At 52.2% G+C, this 17,430-nt stretch carries 17 protein-coding genes; 13 read left to right on the plus strand and 4 right to left on the minus strand.

Annotated elements, in window-relative coordinates:
* The first annotated feature begins 87 nt into the window (after positions 1-87).
* The 11 genes from ACY2RQ_RS12515 to ACY2RQ_RS12565 all read left to right on the plus strand — a co-directional run bounded on the left by ACY2RQ_RS12515 (position 88) and on the right by ACY2RQ_RS12565 (position 9,998).
* Positions 88-1,386 carry an acetyl-CoA C-acetyltransferase gene (locus ACY2RQ_RS12515; protein ID WP_490113317.1) on the plus strand — a complete coding sequence of 433 codons (1,299 nt, stop codon included), beginning with the start codon at positions 88-90 and terminating at the stop codon, positions 1,384-1,386.
* A gap of 245 nt (positions 1,387-1,631) precedes the next feature.
* Positions 1,632-2,159 carry a type III secretion system chaperone gene (locus ACY2RQ_RS12520; protein ID WP_490113318.1) on the plus strand — a complete coding sequence of 176 codons (528 nt, stop codon included), beginning with the start codon at positions 1,632-1,634 and terminating at the stop codon, positions 2,157-2,159.
* Positions 2,160-2,254: 95 nt separating this feature from the next.
* Positions 2,255-3,589 carry a type III secretion system ATPase SctN gene (gene sctN, locus ACY2RQ_RS12525; protein WP_490113319.1) on the plus strand — a complete coding sequence of 445 codons (1,335 nt, stop codon included), beginning with the start codon at positions 2,255-2,257 and terminating at the stop codon, positions 3,587-3,589.
* Between the two features lie 17 nt (positions 3,590-3,606).
* Positions 3,607-4,068: a type III secretion system stalk subunit SctO gene (gene sctO, locus ACY2RQ_RS12530; RefSeq protein ID WP_490113320.1), complete on the plus strand. Its 462-nt coding sequence runs from the start codon at positions 3,607-3,609 to the stop codon at positions 4,066-4,068.
* 40 nt (positions 4,069-4,108) lie between these two features.
* Positions 4,109-4,822, plus strand: a complete 714-nt coding sequence (locus ACY2RQ_RS12535) for a type III secretion HpaP family protein (RefSeq protein WP_490113321.1) — start codon at positions 4,109-4,111, stop codon at positions 4,820-4,822.
* Between the two features lie 5 nt (positions 4,823-4,827).
* On the plus strand, positions 4,828-5,994 hold the full coding sequence (sctQ, locus tag ACY2RQ_RS12540; protein WP_490113322.1) for a type III secretion system cytoplasmic ring protein SctQ: 1,167 nt from the start codon (positions 4,828-4,830) through the stop codon (positions 5,992-5,994).
* Positions 5,995-6,027: 33 nt separating this feature from the next.
* On the plus strand, positions 6,028-6,678 hold the full coding sequence (gene sctR, locus ACY2RQ_RS12545) for a type III secretion system export apparatus subunit SctR (protein ID WP_490113323.1): 651 nt from the start codon (positions 6,028-6,030) through the stop codon (positions 6,676-6,678).
* 12 nt (positions 6,679-6,690) lie between these two features.
* The gene (sctS, locus tag ACY2RQ_RS12550) at positions 6,691-6,954 is read left to right on the plus strand and encodes a type III secretion system export apparatus subunit SctS (protein ID WP_490113324.1); all 264 of its coding nucleotides are present in this window, start codon (positions 6,691-6,693) and stop codon (positions 6,952-6,954) included.
* Positions 6,955-6,966: 12 nt separating this feature from the next.
* On the plus strand, positions 6,967-7,764 hold the full coding sequence (gene sctT / locus ACY2RQ_RS12555) for a type III secretion system export apparatus subunit SctT (protein ID WP_490113325.1): 798 nt from the start codon (positions 6,967-6,969) through the stop codon (positions 7,762-7,764).
* Positions 7,765-7,788: 24 nt separating this feature from the next.
* Complete coding sequence (gene sctU, locus ACY2RQ_RS12560) at positions 7,789-8,847, plus strand: type III secretion system export apparatus subunit SctU (RefSeq protein ID WP_490113326.1); 1,059 nt, start codon at positions 7,789-7,791, stop codon at positions 8,845-8,847.
* Positions 8,848-9,356: 509 nt separating this feature from the next.
* Positions 9,357-9,998, plus strand: a complete 642-nt coding sequence (locus ACY2RQ_RS12565; RefSeq protein ID WP_490113327.1) for a response regulator transcription factor — start codon at positions 9,357-9,359, stop codon at positions 9,996-9,998.
* A 116-nt stretch (positions 9,999-10,114) separates the two neighbouring features.
* On the opposite strand, the gene ACY2RQ_RS12570 is transcribed toward ACY2RQ_RS12565, so the two are convergent.
* Positions 10,115-10,309, minus strand: coding sequence for a hypothetical protein (locus ACY2RQ_RS12570; protein WP_490113328.1), 195 nt, complete (start codon positions 10,307-10,309; stop codon positions 10,115-10,117).
* On the opposite strand from ACY2RQ_RS12570, the gene ACY2RQ_RS12575 reads away from it, so the two are divergent.
* The gene (locus ACY2RQ_RS12575; RefSeq protein WP_490113329.1) at positions 10,296-10,667 is read left to right on the plus strand and encodes a response regulator; all 372 of its coding nucleotides are present in this window, start codon (positions 10,296-10,298) and stop codon (positions 10,665-10,667) included. The two genes, ACY2RQ_RS12570 and ACY2RQ_RS12575, sit on opposite strands and share 14 nt — an antisense overlap.
* Before the next feature lie 29 nt (positions 10,668-10,696).
* On the opposite strand, the gene sbcB is transcribed toward ACY2RQ_RS12575, so the two are convergent.
* The gene (gene sbcB / locus ACY2RQ_RS12580; RefSeq protein ID WP_490113330.1) at positions 10,697-12,145 is read right to left on the minus strand and encodes an exodeoxyribonuclease I; all 1,449 of its coding nucleotides are present in this window, start codon (positions 12,143-12,145) and stop codon (positions 10,697-10,699) included.
* A gap of 96 nt (positions 12,146-12,241) precedes the next feature.
* Positions 12,242-12,607: a PilZ domain-containing protein gene (locus tag ACY2RQ_RS12585; protein WP_490113331.1), complete on the minus strand. Its 366-nt coding sequence runs from the start codon at positions 12,605-12,607 to the stop codon at positions 12,242-12,244.
* 442 nt (positions 12,608-13,049) lie between these two features.
* On the opposite strand from ACY2RQ_RS12585, the gene ACY2RQ_RS12590 reads away from it, so the two are divergent.
* Positions 13,050-13,901: a tetratricopeptide repeat protein gene (locus ACY2RQ_RS12590; protein ID WP_490113332.1), complete on the plus strand. Its 852-nt coding sequence runs from the start codon at positions 13,050-13,052 to the stop codon at positions 13,899-13,901.
* On the opposite strand, the gene dnaE is transcribed toward ACY2RQ_RS12590, so the two are convergent.
* Positions 13,882-17,385: a DNA polymerase III subunit alpha gene (dnaE, locus tag ACY2RQ_RS12595; RefSeq protein WP_490113333.1), complete on the minus strand. Its 3,504-nt coding sequence runs from the start codon at positions 17,383-17,385 to the stop codon at positions 13,882-13,884. The genes ACY2RQ_RS12590 and dnaE overlap by 20 nt on opposite strands.
* Positions 17,386-17,430: the final 45 nt, after the last annotated feature.

Raw genomic sequence — 17,430 nt, forward strand, 5'->3', positions numbered from 1 at the left:
GACCAGTCATAATAGCCAATGTGAGTGTAATCCTGCGCTATACACTTCCTGCAAGACGATAAAACGAACATCCACACAGGACAAGTCATGAGCCAGTCTGTCAGAAAGGTTGCCATTATCGGGGGAAACCGTATTCCCTTCGCCCGCTCCAACACCACTTACTCCCATGCCAGTAATCAGGATATGTTAACCGCCACGTTAAATGGCCTGATTAACCGTTACCGGCTGCAGGGGGAACGTCTCGGCGAAGTGGTGGCTGGCGCAGTGATCAAACACTCCCGTGACTTTAACCTGACCCGGGAATCCGTTCTCAGCACCTCCCTGAGCGCCAGCACCCCCTGTTACGATATTCAGCAGGCCTGTGGCACCGGCCTAGAAGCAGCCATTCTGGTGGCCAATAAAATCGCCCTTGGCCAGATCGACAGTGGTATTGCCGGAGGCTCCGACACCACCTCCGACGCGCCCATCGGTGTGAATGAAGAGCTACGCAAAATCCTTCTGGACTTAAACCGCTGCAAAACCAATGGCCAGAGACTGAAAGTCGCCGCCCGCCTGCGCGCCCGTCATATTGTTCCCCTGATTCCCACCAACGGCGAACCAAGAACCGGACTGTCCATGGGCGGACATACAGAAATCACCGCCAAAGAGTGGCAGATTCCCCGGGAAGAGCAGGACAAGCTGGCCCTTCAAAGCCATCAGAATCTCCATAAGGGCTATGAAGACGGTTTCTTTGATGATCTGGTGACGCCCTATCTCGGGCTGGAGCGGGATAACACCATGCGCCCGGATACCAGTCTGGAAAAACTGGCTTCCCTGAAACCCGCCTTCGACAGAAAGAGCGGCAAAGGCACGCTTACCGCCGCCAACAGTTCCAACCTGACCGATGGCGCTTCTGCCGTTCTGCTCTCTTCCGAAGAGTGGGCAGCGGAACGGAACCTGCCTGTGCGTGCTTACCTGACCCATTGTGAAACCGCTGGCGTGGATTTCTTTGGTAAAGAGGGCAGGGAAAAAGAAGGGCTGTTGCTGGCTCCCGCTTATGCTGTTCCGAAAATGCTGGCCAAAGCTGGTCTTACCCTTCAGGACTTTGACTACTACGAAATCCATGAAGCCTTTGCCGCCCAGGTGCTGGCCACCCTGCAGGCTTGGGAAAGCGAAGACTTCTGCAAGAACCGTCTGGGTCTCGACCAGCCCCTGGGCTCCATTGACCGCAGCAAGCTGAATGTCTGCGGCAGTTCACTGGCCACCGGCCATCCCTTTGCGGCCACTGGCGGACGCATTATTGCCACCCTGGCCAAGATTCTTGAACAGAAGGGTTCCGGTCGGGGACTGATCTCCATCTGCGCCGCTGGTGGCCTGGGTGTGACAGCCATTGTTGAGCGCCCTTAACAAATCATTGAACGTCCCTGACAAGATTGTGACCCAGTTATAAACAGTCGGGTACAACTGCACGATCAACTACGGTTTTCCGACTTTTCCCCTCCGTGGTTACCCTTCCTTATAAGAAGCAGGCTTGTGCCTGCTTTTTTTATGCTTAACTTCTACTAAGACCTGGACAGTACACAGCAATACGTGACCTGAACAGACCATCATAAGGAATACGGACAGAAAAGAAGCCAGGGAGGATTTCACCCATGTCCCATCGGCAGAATGTCGAAGAGAACCTGCAGCGATTTGCCGAAGGTATTGGCCTTGGCGAATTAAAGCTGAATGAGCACGGTGCCTGTGGCCTCTGCTTTGATGACACCCTTATCGTCAACATGGAATACCTGGAAGAAGATGAAGCCCTGGTCTTTGTCTCCGCGGTAAAACCTGTTGAGCCCCATTTAGACACTGAAGATAAGCTGGCCCTGTTTGAGAAGCTGCTGTTTATCAATCTTCAGCACCACAGCATGCAGGGCGCTTACCTGGCCCTGAACCATGACAAAACTGAAATCCTGCTGATTCGCTCCATGCCCGCCGGTATCGACTATGGCTCCTTTGAATCCAACCTGGAAAAATTCGTTAATACTCTGGAATGGGTCGTTCAGGAAGCCGGCAATACCGACAGCGACGGTACAGCGCCCCAGCCCCCCACCAGTTCCGGTACTCCCAGTGGTGGCAATCAGCCACCGGGAACACCTCCAAACCAGCCCGGCGGAGATATGGGCATTATGGTGTAACAGAAATCCCCCCACTCATAGCGTCATAGCGCCCCTTCGGGGCGTTTTTTTTGATGGGCGGAGTTTCAAACAGAGTCAGGCACGAGGAATACGTTTTGAGCGACAGTGACGCACTCAGCTATTTAACCGAATCCCTGCAGAACGCCGTGGATGGCAGTCGTCTGGTGGATATCCGCGGTCGGGTCACCGAAGTCCAGGGTATGATTATCAAAGCCGCCGTTCCCGGAGTAAAAATCGGTGAACTATGCGAGCTGTTTACTCCCGGCGAAGACGATATGAACTATGCCGAAGTGGTGGGCTTTGAAGGCTACGACGCGGTTCTTACCCCCCTCGGCGATATGCTCGGTATCTCTTCCAATACCGAGGTGATTCCCACCGGTCGGGTACACCATGTGGCCGTTGGCACTCACCTGCTGGGTAAAGTCCTTGATGGAATGGGCCGCCCTCTTCATGAAGACCCGGATGATACCACCCAGCCAGAAACCTGGTATCCAGTGTATGCCGACGCTCCAGACCCGCTGACCCGAAAGCTTATCGATAAGCCTCTCCCTCTTGGCCTGCGGGTGATGGATGGAGTACTGACCTGCGGCGAAGGCCAGAGAATGGGTATTTTCGCTGCGGCCGGTGGTGGTAAGTCCACCCTACTCTCCATGCTGGTGAAAGGGGCGGAAGTGGATGTCACCGTACTGGCCCTGATCGGTGAACGGGGGCGGGAACTGCGGGAATTCCTGGAACACGACCTTGGCCCGGAGGGTGTCCAGAAATCAGTCACCGTTGTTGCCACCTCAGACAGATCCTCCATGGAGCGTGCCAAAGCTGCTTATACCGCAACCGCTGTTGCTGAATACTTCCGGGATCAGGGGAAACGAGTGCTTCTGCTGATGGATTCTGTTACCCGTTTCGCCCGGGCACAGCGGGAAATCGGCCTGGCAGCGGGTGAACCTCCCACACGGCGTGGTTTCCCGCCTTCTGTCTTTGCCACACTGCCAAAACTGATGGAGCGGGCCGGCATGTCCGACAAAGGCTCTATTACTGCGTTTTACACTGTTCTGGTAGAAGGCGATGATATGACCGAACCCGTAGCCGATGAAACCCGTTCAATCCTGGACGGTCATATTATCCTCTCCCGAAAACTGGCTGCGGCCAACCACTATCCGGCCATTGATGTTCTCGCCAGTGCCAGCCGGGTTATCAACAACATCGTGGACCGCGAGCATCTGGATGCCATAGGCAAAATTCGGGAGCTAATGGCCAAATACGAAGATATTGAGCTTCTGGTGAAGGTGGGCGAATACAAACAGGGAACAGATGCCATGGCAGATCTGGCCCTGGCCAAGATCGACAGTATCCGCACATTCCTGAAGCAACGAACAGATGAACTCTCGGAATTTAATACAACAGTTCAGCAACTGCACCAGCTCGCCCGCTGAATAAAGGATGATTCCAGATGCTGAATGACCTGCTGAAAATCAAACGGATTCGGGAGAAATCAGCAGAAGATGAAGTCCGTAAATGCCGTTATCGGGTAGAAGTCGCATCCCAGGAGCTGGAGAAAAAGCGTCAGGAACTGGTGGACTACAAAGTCTGGCGCCAACAGGAAGAGCAGCGGCTCTACGACAACATTATCAATACCTCGGTTAAACAGTTCGACCTGGATATCCTGAAACAGAAAATCGCCAGGCTTCGAGAGAAGGATCTGGTGCTGGAAGAGAATATTGCCGACGCCGAGAAACACTTGGAAGAAACCAAAAAGCAACTGGCCGAGGCCGAAGAAAAATACCGCCTGGCAGTACAGGCCGTTCAAAAATTTGAAGAATTTACCGATGTACTCAATAAGGAAGAGGCTAAGGAAAAGGCCCGTATCGAGGAACTGGAGCTGGAAGAGTTCACACCCAGAAACCGGTTTTAGGACACAAGCCGTTAGCCAAAAGCACTGAGGGTATAACACCATGAGCACCATGCAGACACCCCCGCCATCCTCCGGTGCCGCCAACAGCGGCCGGGCCAACCATCAGGATAACGCAGCCAAAAGCCGTCCCAAAGAACAGGAAGCCGAGCGGGGCAGTGATGATTTCAGTAAAGCCCTGGATAAAAAGCCCAAAAAGGACATTGCCGATCAGGTGAAAGGCCAGGGCCAGGGCGAAGAGAAGAAAAAAGGTGTTGAAGACCTGTTCCGCCAGGCCCACAGCAAGAAGAAAGACACCAAGGACGAAGGGGAAGCCCTGGCTTCCGGCGACGTGGCCAAGGGTATGAGCACACAGGCCAGTGGCAAGGCAGAAGTCCAGGCCGTTGATAATAAGCAGATGATCGAGCGGATTGAGAAGATCGCCGACCGCATTATGGTCAGCGAAGCCAGCAATGTAAAAGCAGTTAAGATCGACTTTAAAGACGGCGTTCTGCCGGGCACAGAAGTCATGATCCGCAAGGATGCCACCGGTAAACTGCAGATCGACTTTACTACCACTTCCTCGGAATCCTTCAACTTTCTTAACAAGGGTGAACAGGCTCTGATGGATACCCTGACCCGCAAGATCGGGGGGGATATCAACGTCAATATCAAGATGCAGGGTGACGGTACGGACCAGGACACCGGCGATGGTCGTTCCCGTGAGAAGTATTTCGCTCAGGACGATGATGGCAAACAAGACGGACGGAACACCTGATAACCATGTCAATCCGGCCCTTCACCTTTACCCCGGTTTCCCACCAGCAGGCCTTGCTGAATAACCTTGTCTGCCTGCCGGGTCGCGCCCTGCAAAGCCAGATCAACGGTATGCCCTGCGCTGTTTCCCTTACGCCTTTATCCGAGACCCGGCCGTTTGACCTGGAATTCCACTGTTCCATTGATAGCCTGCCGGTACGGGTGCAAGCCTCACGGGATCTGTTTGCGAATATCTCTATGGGTGGTGTTCCCCTGGGGGATATTCTGGAGCAGCTACCCGATGATCTTCGTCTTGGCTGCGCGTCATCGGCTATAGACCGCCTGCTGGCGGACCTGCGTTCCCTGATTCAGAAAGATATCACCCTGAACCGTATCAGCCGCTGCGAACATATTCCTGAAGGAACACCCTGCCTTGGTATTCAGTTTCAACAGGAAGACAAAGTCAGCAGCGGGCTGCTGGTGATCAGCGACCAGATTCACGGCCTGCTGAAAACCGCCCTGGATACAGCTCCCGTTCCTGCGGCCGATCATATTTTTATGCCTTTAGCGGTTGAGGTTGGTTACACCATGATCGCCGACCGGCGTCTGGCAACCCTGGCCAGCGGCGATATCGTGTTACTGGATCGCAGCTGGCACAGGGACGGAGAACATGTCTTTTTGCGGCTTTCGGAAACCAGCGGCTTCCTGGCACGCATGGACGATAACCGGATCACTCTGGAACAACGGCTGGAGAACCCTATGAGTGACGACGATTTCGATGATTTTGATGATCTCGACGACGAGCTTGACCTTGGCGACGACTTCGATGATGACGACGATCTGCTGGGTGGTGAGCCACAGACGGATGCGGCCCCACAGGACGTCCAGCAGCCAGCGCCCCAACCGGAAGCTGCCCAGTCACAACCTCAGCAGCCTCAACAACAGGCAGTCCCTGCACCCCAGACCGTCAGCCACGAAGATGTACAGGGACTTCCGGTGAAACTGGTCTTTGATATAGGCCACCACGAGCTAACCGTGGGTGAAGCCGGGCGTCTCGGGCCGGGTTATACCTTTGAGCTGAACCGGGATATCACCAGCCCGGTTACCATGAAGGCCAATGGCAAACCATTCGCGGAATGCGAACTGGTCAGTATCAACAACCAGCTGGGCGCACGTATTACCCGTCTGCTCTGACAGGCTCTCTGAGCCGGGGACCAAGGATCGGTTATGGAGTTTGATATCTCCACCCCGTTTTACCTGATACTGCCACTGGCGCTGTTGTCTCTGGTGCCGTTTGTCGCCATTCTCGGTACATCTTTTCTGAAGCTGGTTGTCGTCTTCGGCATCCTGCGTAACGCCACCGGCCTGCAGCAGATTCCCCCGAATATGGCCCTGAACTCCCTGGCCATTATCCTCACTATCTACATCATGGCTCCCGTCGGCATGGATATGTATGAGGTATTGAAGGAGGAAAAAATCAATATTCAGGACAACTCCTGGAAAGGCGCTTTTGAAGCCGGTGTGGTGCCCTATCGGAAGTTTCTGGTGCAGAATACCACAGAGCGGGAACGGCGCTTCTTCAAGAAAACCGCTGTCGCCCTCTGGCCTCCCAAGTACCAGGAAGAACTGGCCACCGACAGCCTGATGATCCTGATTCCCGCCTTTGCCATAGGGGAACTAACCAAGGCGTTCCAGATCGGCTTCCTGCTCTATCTGCCGTTTATTATTATCGATTTGATTGTCTCCAACATTCTTCTGGCCATGGGTATGATGATGGTTTCCCCCATGACCATCTCCCTGCCATTTAAGCTGTTGCTGTTTGTGCTGCTGGATGGCTGGACCCGGTTGATCCACGGCCTTGTGCTCAGTTATCAGTGACGGGGAGATCCTATGGTTGAAGCAGAAGTTCTGACAATGACCTCCAAGGCACTGATGTTGACCTTGATTCTGTCTATGCCGCCCATTATTGCCGCGGCCGGTATCGGCCTGCTGGTGAGTCTGATACAGGCTCTGACTCAGATTCAGGAGCAGACCCTGCCCTTTGCCTTCAAACTGGTGGCTGTGGTGATCAGTATTTTTGTCACCGCGCGCTGGATGGGTATTGAGGTGTATAACTTCTCCCTGGCCATTCTTAATTACCTGCCACAAATCTAGGGGGCTGACACCGTGCCTCCGGAGCTGAACCCCAACGAAATCAAAGGCTGGCTGTTTATCTACTCCCTGACCATGGTGCGTATGGCAGCGGCCTTTAATATTTTCCCGCTGCTGAACAAACAGATTGTCGGTGGAGCGATGATTCGCAACGGTATTGTCGGGGCCATGGCGATCTTTCTGTTTCCCCTGGTTTCCTCCCAACAGCCGGAAACTACGCCAGGCATGCTGGTGATTCTGACCATTATTCTGAAAGAAGTAATGATTGGCTTGTTTATCGGCTTTATCGCCACTATTCCCTTCTGGGCCATGGAAGCAGCGGGTTTTGTAATCGATAACCAGCGGGGCGCGTCCATGGCCAGTACCATGAACCCCATGTCCGGCTCCGAGTCTTCCCCCATGGGGCTGATGTTTGCCCAGTCCTTTTACACCATTTACCTGATCAGCGGCACCTTCCTGATTCTGCTGGGCAGCCTGTTCCACAGTTACCAGGCCTGGCCGGTGTTTGAGTTTTACCCCCAGATGAACCAGTCAGCGGTGCTGTTCTTCCTCGGGCAGTTTGACCAGATTATTACCCTGGGAGTATGGCTGGCGGCCCCCATTATGATCTGCATGTTTATAACCGAATGGGGCATTGCCCTGATCAGCCGTTCGGCCCCCCAGCTCAACGTGTTTATTCTGGCCATGCCTATCAAGAGTGCGGTGGCCGTGGCCATTCTTGTGCTCTATATCGCTACAGTGATGACCCTCGCTAAAAAGAATGCCGGTAAGTTCCCTGACGTACTGCAGATTCTTGGCCAATATTTAACATAGCGTTCTCAAAAGAAGCCTCAATCCATGAGCGGCAGCAGCGGCGAAAAGACTGAACAACCCACCCCGAAAAAACTGCGGGATGCCCGTAAAAAAGGCCAGGTTGCCAAGAGCAAGGAAGTCTCTTCAACCATGGGCATTATTGCAGTAGTGGTGATTATCTGGGCGCTGAGCGACTGGTATCTGCAGATGTTCCAGGAAATAATGCTGTTTCCAGCCGAATTCTATGAGATGGAGTTCCGCAATGCCCTGAAAGCAGTGACCTGGGGCCTTTTATCCAAAGCCCTGCTTATGCTGGCACCTCTCGTTGTCGCATCCGCCTTTGCCGCTATTGCCGGTAATCTGATTCAGTTTGGTTTTCTGCTGGCCTTTGAGCCTATCAAACCCGATATTAAGAAAATTAATCCGGTACAAGGTGCCAAAAAGATTTTTTCCATTAAGAACGTCGTGGAACTGTTTAAATCTATTATCAAGATTCTGTTTCTCTCCCTGGTTGTCTATTTCGTGATACGGGACAGCCTGAATGACCTGATGAATATGCCCTGGTGCGGGTCATCCTGTATTTTACCGGTGCTGGGTTCCCTGATGAAAAAGCTGATGCTGTTTGCCATCGTCGCTTTTATCGTGATTTCCATCCTGGATTTTATGTTTGAAAAATACCAGTTCACCAAAGAGCAGAAGATGACCAAGGACGAGGTGAAACGGGAATACAAGGAGATGGAGGGTAACCCTGAAATCAAGGGCAAACGCAAAGAGCTGCACCGGGAACTGCTGAACTCCGAAGATAATGTCGCCCAGTCCGATGTGGTGATAAAAAACCCCACCCATCTGGCCGTTGGCCTGCACTACGACAAAGCCTCAACTCCCCTGCCCATGATTACCTGCCTGGGCAAACGCAACCAGGCGCAGTTTATTATCAAGGTGGCCGAGCGCCATAATATTCCGGTGATGGAGAATGTCCCCCTTGCCCACGCCCTGTTCAGCCAGACGGAAGTGGGGGATTACATCCCCAGCGAACTGATCAGCCCGGTGGCGGAAGTGTTCCGCTGGGTTCAGCAAATGCAGCAGGATAACGAGCCGGAATAATTATCAACACGTTGAAAACGCTATCTTGAAAAGACACACTCAACATTTGGCACAAAATAAATACACGACAAAACATGTGTCTATACAGATAAAATACGCTCAACAACAGCAAACATAGTATTTTTACGAATAAAAATCCGCAATTTTACGCTATAAACTTGGCAGAATCGTCGGTATTCCCTTTACCCTTAAGGAAAACAGGCAATAACAAGGGAAATACCACTAATCGGCAGGACGTCAGTCGCACACAGTGATTAAAGCTGTACCAAAGCCTACATTGCACTGAGAACGCATTAAGACAACTGTTTTTACCACGGGCAAACAGATCATGTTGAGCCGTGGTTTGCCGATTCTGTGTCCAGCGGCTATAAAACTGACATCCTGATTCAGGGGAATGACAAATACGGGACCCTCGTGCACACGCACAGAAATCATGTTTCCGGTAAACAGTCAGCCCTTCAGTCAACTCAATCCAGAGCTTACAGTCTGTTAGCAGTACCGGAGCAATCATGCAGCAACAACAGGAACCCACTGTATTTATCATCGACGATGATGAAGCAGTTCGCGACTCACTCAAAATGCTGATGAATTCTGTGGGTCAGAAGGTTGAAGCTTTTGCCTCTCCTGCGGATTTCCTCGAAGCCTATGACGAGAACAGGCCTGGCTGCATTGTTCTCGATATCAGAATGCCCGGCATGAGTGGCCTGGAACTACAGAGCAAACTGAACAACATGCACTGTATCCTGCCCATCATATTTATTACCGGTCATGGGGATGTACCTATGGCGGTTCAGGCCATCAAGGATGGTGCCATGAACTTTATTCAGAAGCCCTTCCGTGACCAGGAGCTGCTGGATCTGATCAATGATGCTCTCAAACTGGATGCTCAGCAGCGGGCCGAACTGCTGGAACACAAGGAAATTCTGCGCCGCCTGTCTACTCTGACCGAGCGTGAACGGGAAGTTCTGCATCATGTTGTTGAAGGTAAGGCCAATAAGGTGATCGCTGCCGATATCAACCTGAGCCAGCGTACCGTGGAAATCCACCGTTCACGGGTTATGGAAAAAATGGTGACCAAATCACTGGCTCACCTTGTACGTCAGGTCATGCAGGTTAAGGATCACCTGAAAGAGGATTTTCATTTCAAGTAAGACATCAACAGAAAGATCTTTCAGTAGCCCCCCCACTCCACCCGGTATCTGAGCAAAGATACCGGAAATCATCCCCCACGATTTTTCCCAACGCATACTTGCCCGTCTCCTTCCGGCTAGTCACTTGGCGCATGACGCTGGGTAAAAGCAACAATAGTTCTGACAGCCCCGGCAAAACTATGATTGTCTTTCCGCCCGGACAGGAACACGCGGATATTTTTGTATTCCTGAAAACCTCCAAGCCGGACAAGACGTACCAGAAAGTGCGGGCGATGATAAAAACTTTTGGGGTAAAAGATGAACAATGCCACAGAGTCTTGCGTTTTCCTGTATGAAAACGACCAAGCGACGACAAGCGCCATCAGCCGTCTGTGCAAACAGAAACAACTGGCATTGTACAGTTTCACCACCTGGCAAGACGTAATTCAGCAGCTCAAAAAAAAATCCCCCTGCTGCCTGATTATTTCACAAGATTATGAAAGCAGCAGTGTGCCTGGATACATCACTGATATCAGCCTGCACGACGAAAATATTCCGGTGATAGTCCTTGGTCAGCAGCATGATCTGACAGGAGCTGTTGCGTCCATTCAGGCTGGCGCTATCGACTATATTGAAAAGCCGGGCATCAGCGGACGGTTGTCTCAGCATATCACCCAGCTATTTGCTTAAGCCCGGAGCCAAAAAGCCTCAGCCCGGAGTTAAAGAGCCTTTTCCTGCCGGGCACCGTAAGCCAGCAATTCTTTCAGAATCTGCTGATTTCGCTGATCCTGCTTATCATTCAGCATATGATGAATATGTTCTTTGTAGCTTTCAAGGTTATGGCTGCTGCCACCACAGCCTTTACGCAGCCTCCTCACCCGGTGTTCCGCCCAGCGCATCTTTCCAGCTTTATCTAACAGCTCCGGCCAGTTTCTGGCCCGATAGCGGAACAGCATTTCTTCCAGGCGACCTTCTGTAAAAGGAAGGTTTAAACTCGCCAACCCTTCCGAAGGCGTACGTCTAACCTGATCGATATAGTTACGGTCTTCATTGGAAAAGAAACCTCCATAGAGCTGCTGGTCCGGATCATCACTTCCTTCAAAATCCCTGCTGGAGAACACTTCCGCCAGTTTGATTCTCAGACCGTGAATATCCTGATGAAAAATAGAATCGTAATGACGCCTGCAAAGATCAAGATCAACGCTCAGCCTTTCCTGATCGGCTGGCGTCATAACCTTTAAAGGCACAACCACCGGACATTTATTGATACGAATCGTTTTCAGAGGGATGCGTTCAACTCCTTCCACATTTAATTGCTCGGTGGACGTGTAAATCCGGTGTCGAATATCATCCGCCGAAAGACTCAGTAAAGGTATAGGGTCAACCGACAAATCATAAACAATTACCTGATTCTTATCAGTAGGATGAGAGGCCAGGGGAACAACAACACCAAGACAGTGTTTAAGGGCGGAAAAACGACCGGAGATATGTATCACCACATTTGGACGGGAAGAGACTGTATCCAGCATCTCCGCCACCTTATATTTCACCTTGTGTTTCAGGGCGAAATCAAACAGCTTCGGTTGTTTTTCTCTTAATAGCTTCGCCATGGCAATCGTTGCCCGCACATCTGACAAAGCATCATGGGCATCCAGATGGGTAATACCATTAGCTTTGGTCAGTTCTTCCAGGCGAAAGCTCTTGGCTCCATCTTCCCGCTCCGGCCAGTTAATACCGTCGGGTCGCAGTGCCGCGCACAGCCGCACCACATCAATCATATCCCAGCGGCTGCAGCCGTTCTGCCACTCACGGGCGTAAGGATCAAAGAAGTTGCGGTAGAGACTGTAACGAGTCACCTCATCATCAAAACGCAACGTGTTGTAACCCAGCACACAGGTATTTGGCAGGGAGAATTCCTGGTGAATACGGCTGATAAAGTCCGCCTCACACATGCCACGTTCGTTGGCAATATCAGGGGTAATACCGGTCACCAGACAGGCCTCCGGGTGGGGCAGCTGGTCATTAGGCAGGCGGCAGTAAATATTCAGTGGCTCGCCAATCTCGTTGAAGTTTTCGTCGGTGCGCATACCGGCAAACTGGCAGGGCCAGTCCCGGGCTGGATCGACACCAAAGGTTTCAAAATCGTAGAAGTAAAAAGTCTGAGCCACTGGGAAGTCCCGAATAGAAGTGTTCAGTACAGCTTACCACTCCCTTTCAGGAACAGAAGTCACCCACCTGAGAAATGGGCAACTTTGAAGAAAGGATTATTCGTCGGGGAAAGAGAAATAGCGGCGAAGAGCCTTGATCAGAAGATCGTAATTGACCGAACTCTGCACAACCGTATAACCGGAATCAAAGCTCTCTGCATCAATATCAGGGCGGCACCACTGGCACCGTGCATCAAAGTCCACATAGAGCCGGCCCAGCAATGTGCCCGGAAGCACTATACGCATATTAAATACGGAATCCACCTGCATCCGCCAGCGGGTAATCAGCATCAGACCATTACGGCTGATATTGCCGATATAACCCATCTCACGACCGGTACGTCGATTAAACACCCTGAGATATTGACCGAGGCTGTCCCCATGAAACGGAAGAGGAGCCTGTGTGAACGCTTTTTTTGACATCACCGAAACATCCTTGCTGCATTCGGACTTTGTGCATCACCAGACTTGTTGATTTATGGGTATCTGGGTACGAAGCCGTAAACCAAACCGTTCCGCAGTTAACAAACCATTAGAACAGCTAAAAAAATCCGCCCGACCCGCTAACCGGTAAACTGGCCCCGATACACTCGAACTGTCATCGGGAAGCCGGACACTACGGATACTTCACACCCAAGACTAGAGCAGCCGGAATCCGGTCAATTAAAACCCTTCGGTCTAGATATCCGGCTATTCATTCCAACCCCGCCAAATCAATCAGGAACAGGAATAAGAAGATGACAGATTAATTACCGATAAATCCATTCGCCCGGATTCATGACTCCCCTGTCAGTCTGACCAGAACCCGCCCCGGCAAACATGTTATCATCCCGACAAACAATCATAATCAACCATGGAACCCGGTATGCCAGCAAAACGGATAAGAGGCATAGTCCGCCCCTGCCTGCTCTTGCTATTGAGCGTTTTTCTGGCTGCCTGCGCAGCGACAACCCCTATATATATTGCCGAACTGGGCACACGGGAATTTGCCCGCCATGAAGACCTGAAAGGCCGGCTCTCCAACGCCATTATTGATGAGGAAGGAGACCTGTTTACCTACTCGGTGCGGGCCATTATCAATAACACTTCCAAATCTGCAGAAAAGCTGTACCTGAAGGGTTATCAAGACCCGGACTTCGGGGATGAGATCAAAGGCATTGCCCTGTACCAGATTGCCATGATTTACAAAAGCAGCTACAACACTGACAGGGACTACAACAAGTCCCTCAGTTACCTCAGCAAAATCGTCAATGAATTCCCGGAAACCCAGGCTGCCCAGTATTCCGCCCGGCAGATGAGCAAAGTTCTGAAACTACGGAACAGCCCTATTCAGCTCTCCCCGAAAGAAAAACTGAAAGAGTGGGAGCAGACCGGTACCCGACTGGATGCCCTCTACAAGACCTTTGACCAGGATATGAACCCCCTCTCCCGCAGGGCCGTGGTGAAACAGCGCATCGCCGAAGCCATGGACCTGTACACCATTGTCTATGAAGAGAGAGGTATGCCGGAGGATTTCCGGGCTGCGGCTTTATATCAGAAGTCACTGATCCTGATCAGCCAGAAACCTGTCAGTGCCGGGGACCGCAGTGAAGCCATTCTCACCCTGCGCCAGATACTCAGGGAGTTCCCCAACACCCGCTACAGACCGGGTGTGGAAAAGCATTTGAACACATTACTCAATAAGGACATAAATATCCTCAGGAGTACAGAATCTTAACCCGCTTCTTGCCGTATCTGTCCCGGAGCAGCTGAACCAGCTCATCTCCGGGACTGACGGACCACTCCTCTCCCAGCTGTATACGACCACTGGCGTCTTCTTTTTCAAACTGTACGGCTACCGGCGTATTGCCCCGATGATCCGCCAGCAAGGTCTGCAGTCGCCCGGTAAACTGTTTTGTACAGTCATCGGTATCCATACCAATTTCCAGCTCTTTCACATACTGGCTCCGGGCATCCACCAGGCTCATCACCTTGCGGGCATTGGCCTTCAGGGAACCAGAGTAGTCATCAAAGCTGACCTCCCCTTCAACCACCACCAGAGTATCTTTTACCAACAGGTGCTGATGGCTGGCAAAGGCATCGGAGAATACAGACACCTCAATACGACCACTGCGGTCATCCAGAGTCAGGAAGCCCATCTTGTCCCCGCGCTTGTTCTTCATCACCCGCATATTGACGATAAGGCCTGCAAGGTTGATGGTGTCACGGGCGGGCTGAAGATCAGAGATACGGTTACGGACAAAGTGACGAATCTCATGCTCGTACTCATCAATGGGATGACCGGTCAGATAAAGCCCAAGGGTATCCTTCTCCCCTTTTAACCGCTCTTTATCCGGCCATTCCCGGGTGCCCATATATTTCTCGTAGGTTTCTTCGTTTTCTTCCGGAGCCAGACCACCAAACAGATCCCCCAGTCCACCAGCAGCACTGCGGGCAGCCTGATCCGCCGCCTTGACCGCTTCCGCCATGGACGCATCAAGAATAGCGCGATTGGTATTCAGGGTCTTTTTGCCGGGACAGGGACCAAGAATATCAAAGGCACCGGAACGAATAAGGGCTTCCAGACAGCGCTTGTTGACTTTTTTACTGTCGATACGCTGACAGAAATCAAACAGATCTTTAAAAGGGCCACCCTCTTTACGGGCAGCAACAATGGCTTCAATGGGACCTTCACCCACCCCCTTGATCGCGCCTAGGCCGTAGATAATCTGCCCCTTGTCGTTTACATCAAAAAGATAGTCGCCGCTGTTGACATCCGGGGGCCTAACATCCAGTTTCATATTCCGGCACTCTTCAATAAACGTCACCACCTTATCGGTGTTCTGCATATCCGACGACATAACCGCCGCCATAAACTCAGCAGGATAGTGCTGCTTCAGCCAGAGAGTCTGGTAAGAGACCAGGGCATAGGCGGCAGAGTGGGATTTGTTAAAACCATAACCGGCAAATTTTTCCACCAGGTCGAAGATTTTCATGGCCAGTTCGCCATCAACACCCTTGGCTACCGCGCCAGCCTCAAAACCGGCCCGCTGCTTGGCCATCTCCTCGGGCTTTTTCTTACCCATGGCCCGACGCAGCATATCCGCACCGCCCAGGGTGTAACCGGCCAGCACCTGGGCAATCTGCATAACCTGCTCCTGGTACAGGATAATGCCGTAGGTGGGTTCCAGAATCAGTTTCAGCCACTCATGTTGCCACTGCACATCGGGATAGGAAATTTCCTCCCGGCCGTGTTTCCGGTTAATAAAATTGTCCACCATGCCGGACTGCAGAGGACCGGGGCGGAACAGGGCCACAAGGGCGATAATATCTTCAAAACAGTCGGGCTGAAGACGTTTAACCAGATCTTTCATACCCCGGGATTCCAACTGAAAGACAGCTGTCGTTTCCGCAGACATCAGCAGTTTGAAAGAAGCCTTGTCTTCCAGATCAATCTGCATAATGTCGATGGGCTCTTTCCCCTCCTTCTCCAGGCGGGGGTTAATCATCTTCAGAGTCCAGTCAATAATGGTCAGGGTCCGCAGGCCAAGGAAGTCAAACTTAACCAGCCCGGCGGTTTCCACATCATTCTTGTCGTACTGAGTCACCAGCCCCTGGCCGTTTTCATCACAGTACAGCGGCGCGAAATCCGTGAGCTTTGTAGGGGCAATAACCACACCACCGGCATGTTTACCCACGTTACGAGTGATGCCCTCAAGCTTCAGGGCCATGTCCCAGACTTCCCGGGCATCCTCGTCATTATCAAGGAATTCCCGCAGGGCTTCTTCCTGGTCATAGGCTTTGGAAAGAGTCATGCCCACTTCAAAGGGAATCAGCTTGGAGAGCTTGTCGGCCATACCATAGGATTTGCCCTGAACCCGAGCTACATCCTTGACCACCGCTTTCGCGGCCATGGTACCGAAAGTAATAATCTGGGAGACCGCATCCCGACCGTAGGTACGGGACACGTAATCAATCACCTTGTCCCGGTTATCCATGCAGAAGTCGACGTCAAAGTCAGGCATGGATACACGTTCAGGGTTCAGGAATCGCTCAAACAGCAGGTCATATTCCAGGGGATCAAGGTCGGTAATCTTCTGGGCATAGGCCACCAGAGAACCAGCACCGGAACCACGACCCGGCCCCACAGGTACACCGTTATCCTTACCCCACTGGATAAAGTCCATTACGATCAGGAAGTAACCGGGGAAACCCATCTGCAGGATAATATCCAGCTCGAAATTCAACCGGTCGTAGTAAACCTTGCGACGCTCCTCATAATCAGGAGCGTTCGGATCAAGAATAATTTTCAGGCGCTCTTCAAGCCCTTCCGCGGAGAACTCGCGGAAATACTGATCCATGGTCTTGCCTTCCGGCACCGGGAAATCCGGAAGGAAATAAGTCCCCAGTGGAACATCCACGCTGCAGCGGCGGGCAATCTCAAGGGTGTTTTCAACAGCCTCCGGAATATCGGCAAACAGCTCACACATCTCTTCCGGAGTTTTCAGGTATTGTTGATCGGAATAGTTACGCGGACGACGCGGGTCGTCCAGCGTCCGGCTTTCACCAATGCAGACCCGGGCTTCATGGGCTTCAAAATCGCTCTGGTCCACGAACATAACATCATTGGTGGCGACAACGGGCACATCCATACGCACAGCCAGGTCAACTGCGCCATGGAGATAACCCTCTTCACCGGGCCGCCCGGTGCGCTGCAGCTCAAGGTAGAAACGATCACCAAAGGCCCGCAGCCAGTCTTCCATCAGCTCATCGGCCTGACCGGGATGCCCCCCCAGCAGCACCTGACCGATTTCTCCACGTCGGCCACCGGAAAGGGCAATCAGCCCTTCATTGCGTTTAAAAATCCATTCACGCTTGATAATCGCTTTGCCCTGGTGCTGGTTTTTCTGGAAACCCTCAGACACCAGCTCAAGCAGGTTCTTGTAGCCGGTGGTGTTCATGCACAGCAGCACCAGCTGTGTGGGCGGCTCCTCCGGCACAATATTTTCCACCCACAGGTCACAACCGCAGATCGGCTTAAGCCCGGCCCCCTGGGCACCCTGATAGAAACGTACAAGGGAGCACATATTAGCCTGGTCCGTCACGGCAACCGCTGCCATGCCGCGCTCGGCCACGGATTTAATCAGGGGCTTGATACGAACAAGACTGTCGATCAGTGAGAACTCACTGTGGACGCGCAGGTGCACAAACTGGGCAGACATGAAGATCCCGAAACAAGAGTAATAGCCAATCGTACAATGATACCA

It is taken from the genome of Parendozoicomonas sp. 209JJ7-1 (assembly GCF_058147085.1).

Excerpts from the sequence above, each read along its gene's own strand:
- ACY2RQ_RS12565 (WP_490113327.1), top strand. The coding sequence starts at position 9,357 with ATGCAGCAACAACAGGAACCCACTGTATTTATCATCGACGATGATGAA.
- sctS (WP_490113324.1), top strand. The coding sequence starts at position 6,691 with ATGGTTGAAGCAGAAGTTCTGACAATGACCTCCAAGGCACTGATGTTG.
- ACY2RQ_RS12590 (WP_490113332.1), top strand. The coding sequence starts at position 13,050 with ATGCCAGCAAAACGGATAAGAGGCATAGTCCGCCCCTGCCTGCTCTTG.
- sctQ (WP_490113322.1), top strand. The coding sequence starts at position 4,828 with ATGTCAATCCGGCCCTTCACCTTTACCCCGGTTTCCCACCAGCAGGCC.
- dnaE (WP_490113333.1), bottom strand. The coding sequence starts at position 17,385 with ATGTCTGCCCAGTTTGTGCACCTGCGCGTCCACAGTGAGTTCTCACTG.
- sctU (WP_490113326.1), top strand. The coding sequence starts at position 7,789 with ATGAGCGGCAGCAGCGGCGAAAAGACTGAACAACCCACCCCGAAAAAA.
- sctO (WP_490113320.1), top strand. The coding sequence starts at position 3,607 with ATGCTGAATGACCTGCTGAAAATCAAACGGATTCGGGAGAAATCAGCA.
- ACY2RQ_RS12585 (WP_490113331.1), bottom strand. The coding sequence starts at position 12,607 with ATGTCAAAAAAAGCGTTCACACAGGCTCCTCTTCCGTTTCATGGGGAC.
- ACY2RQ_RS12535 (WP_490113321.1), top strand. The coding sequence starts at position 4,109 with ATGAGCACCATGCAGACACCCCCGCCATCCTCCGGTGCCGCCAACAGC.
- sctR (WP_490113323.1), top strand. The coding sequence starts at position 6,028 with ATGGAGTTTGATATCTCCACCCCGTTTTACCTGATACTGCCACTGGCG.
- ACY2RQ_RS12575 (WP_490113329.1), top strand. The coding sequence starts at position 10,296 with ATGAACAATGCCACAGAGTCTTGCGTTTTCCTGTATGAAAACGACCAA.
- ACY2RQ_RS12520 (WP_490113318.1), top strand. The coding sequence starts at position 1,632 with ATGTCCCATCGGCAGAATGTCGAAGAGAACCTGCAGCGATTTGCCGAA.
- ACY2RQ_RS12515 (WP_490113317.1), top strand. The coding sequence starts at position 88 with ATGAGCCAGTCTGTCAGAAAGGTTGCCATTATCGGGGGAAACCGTATT.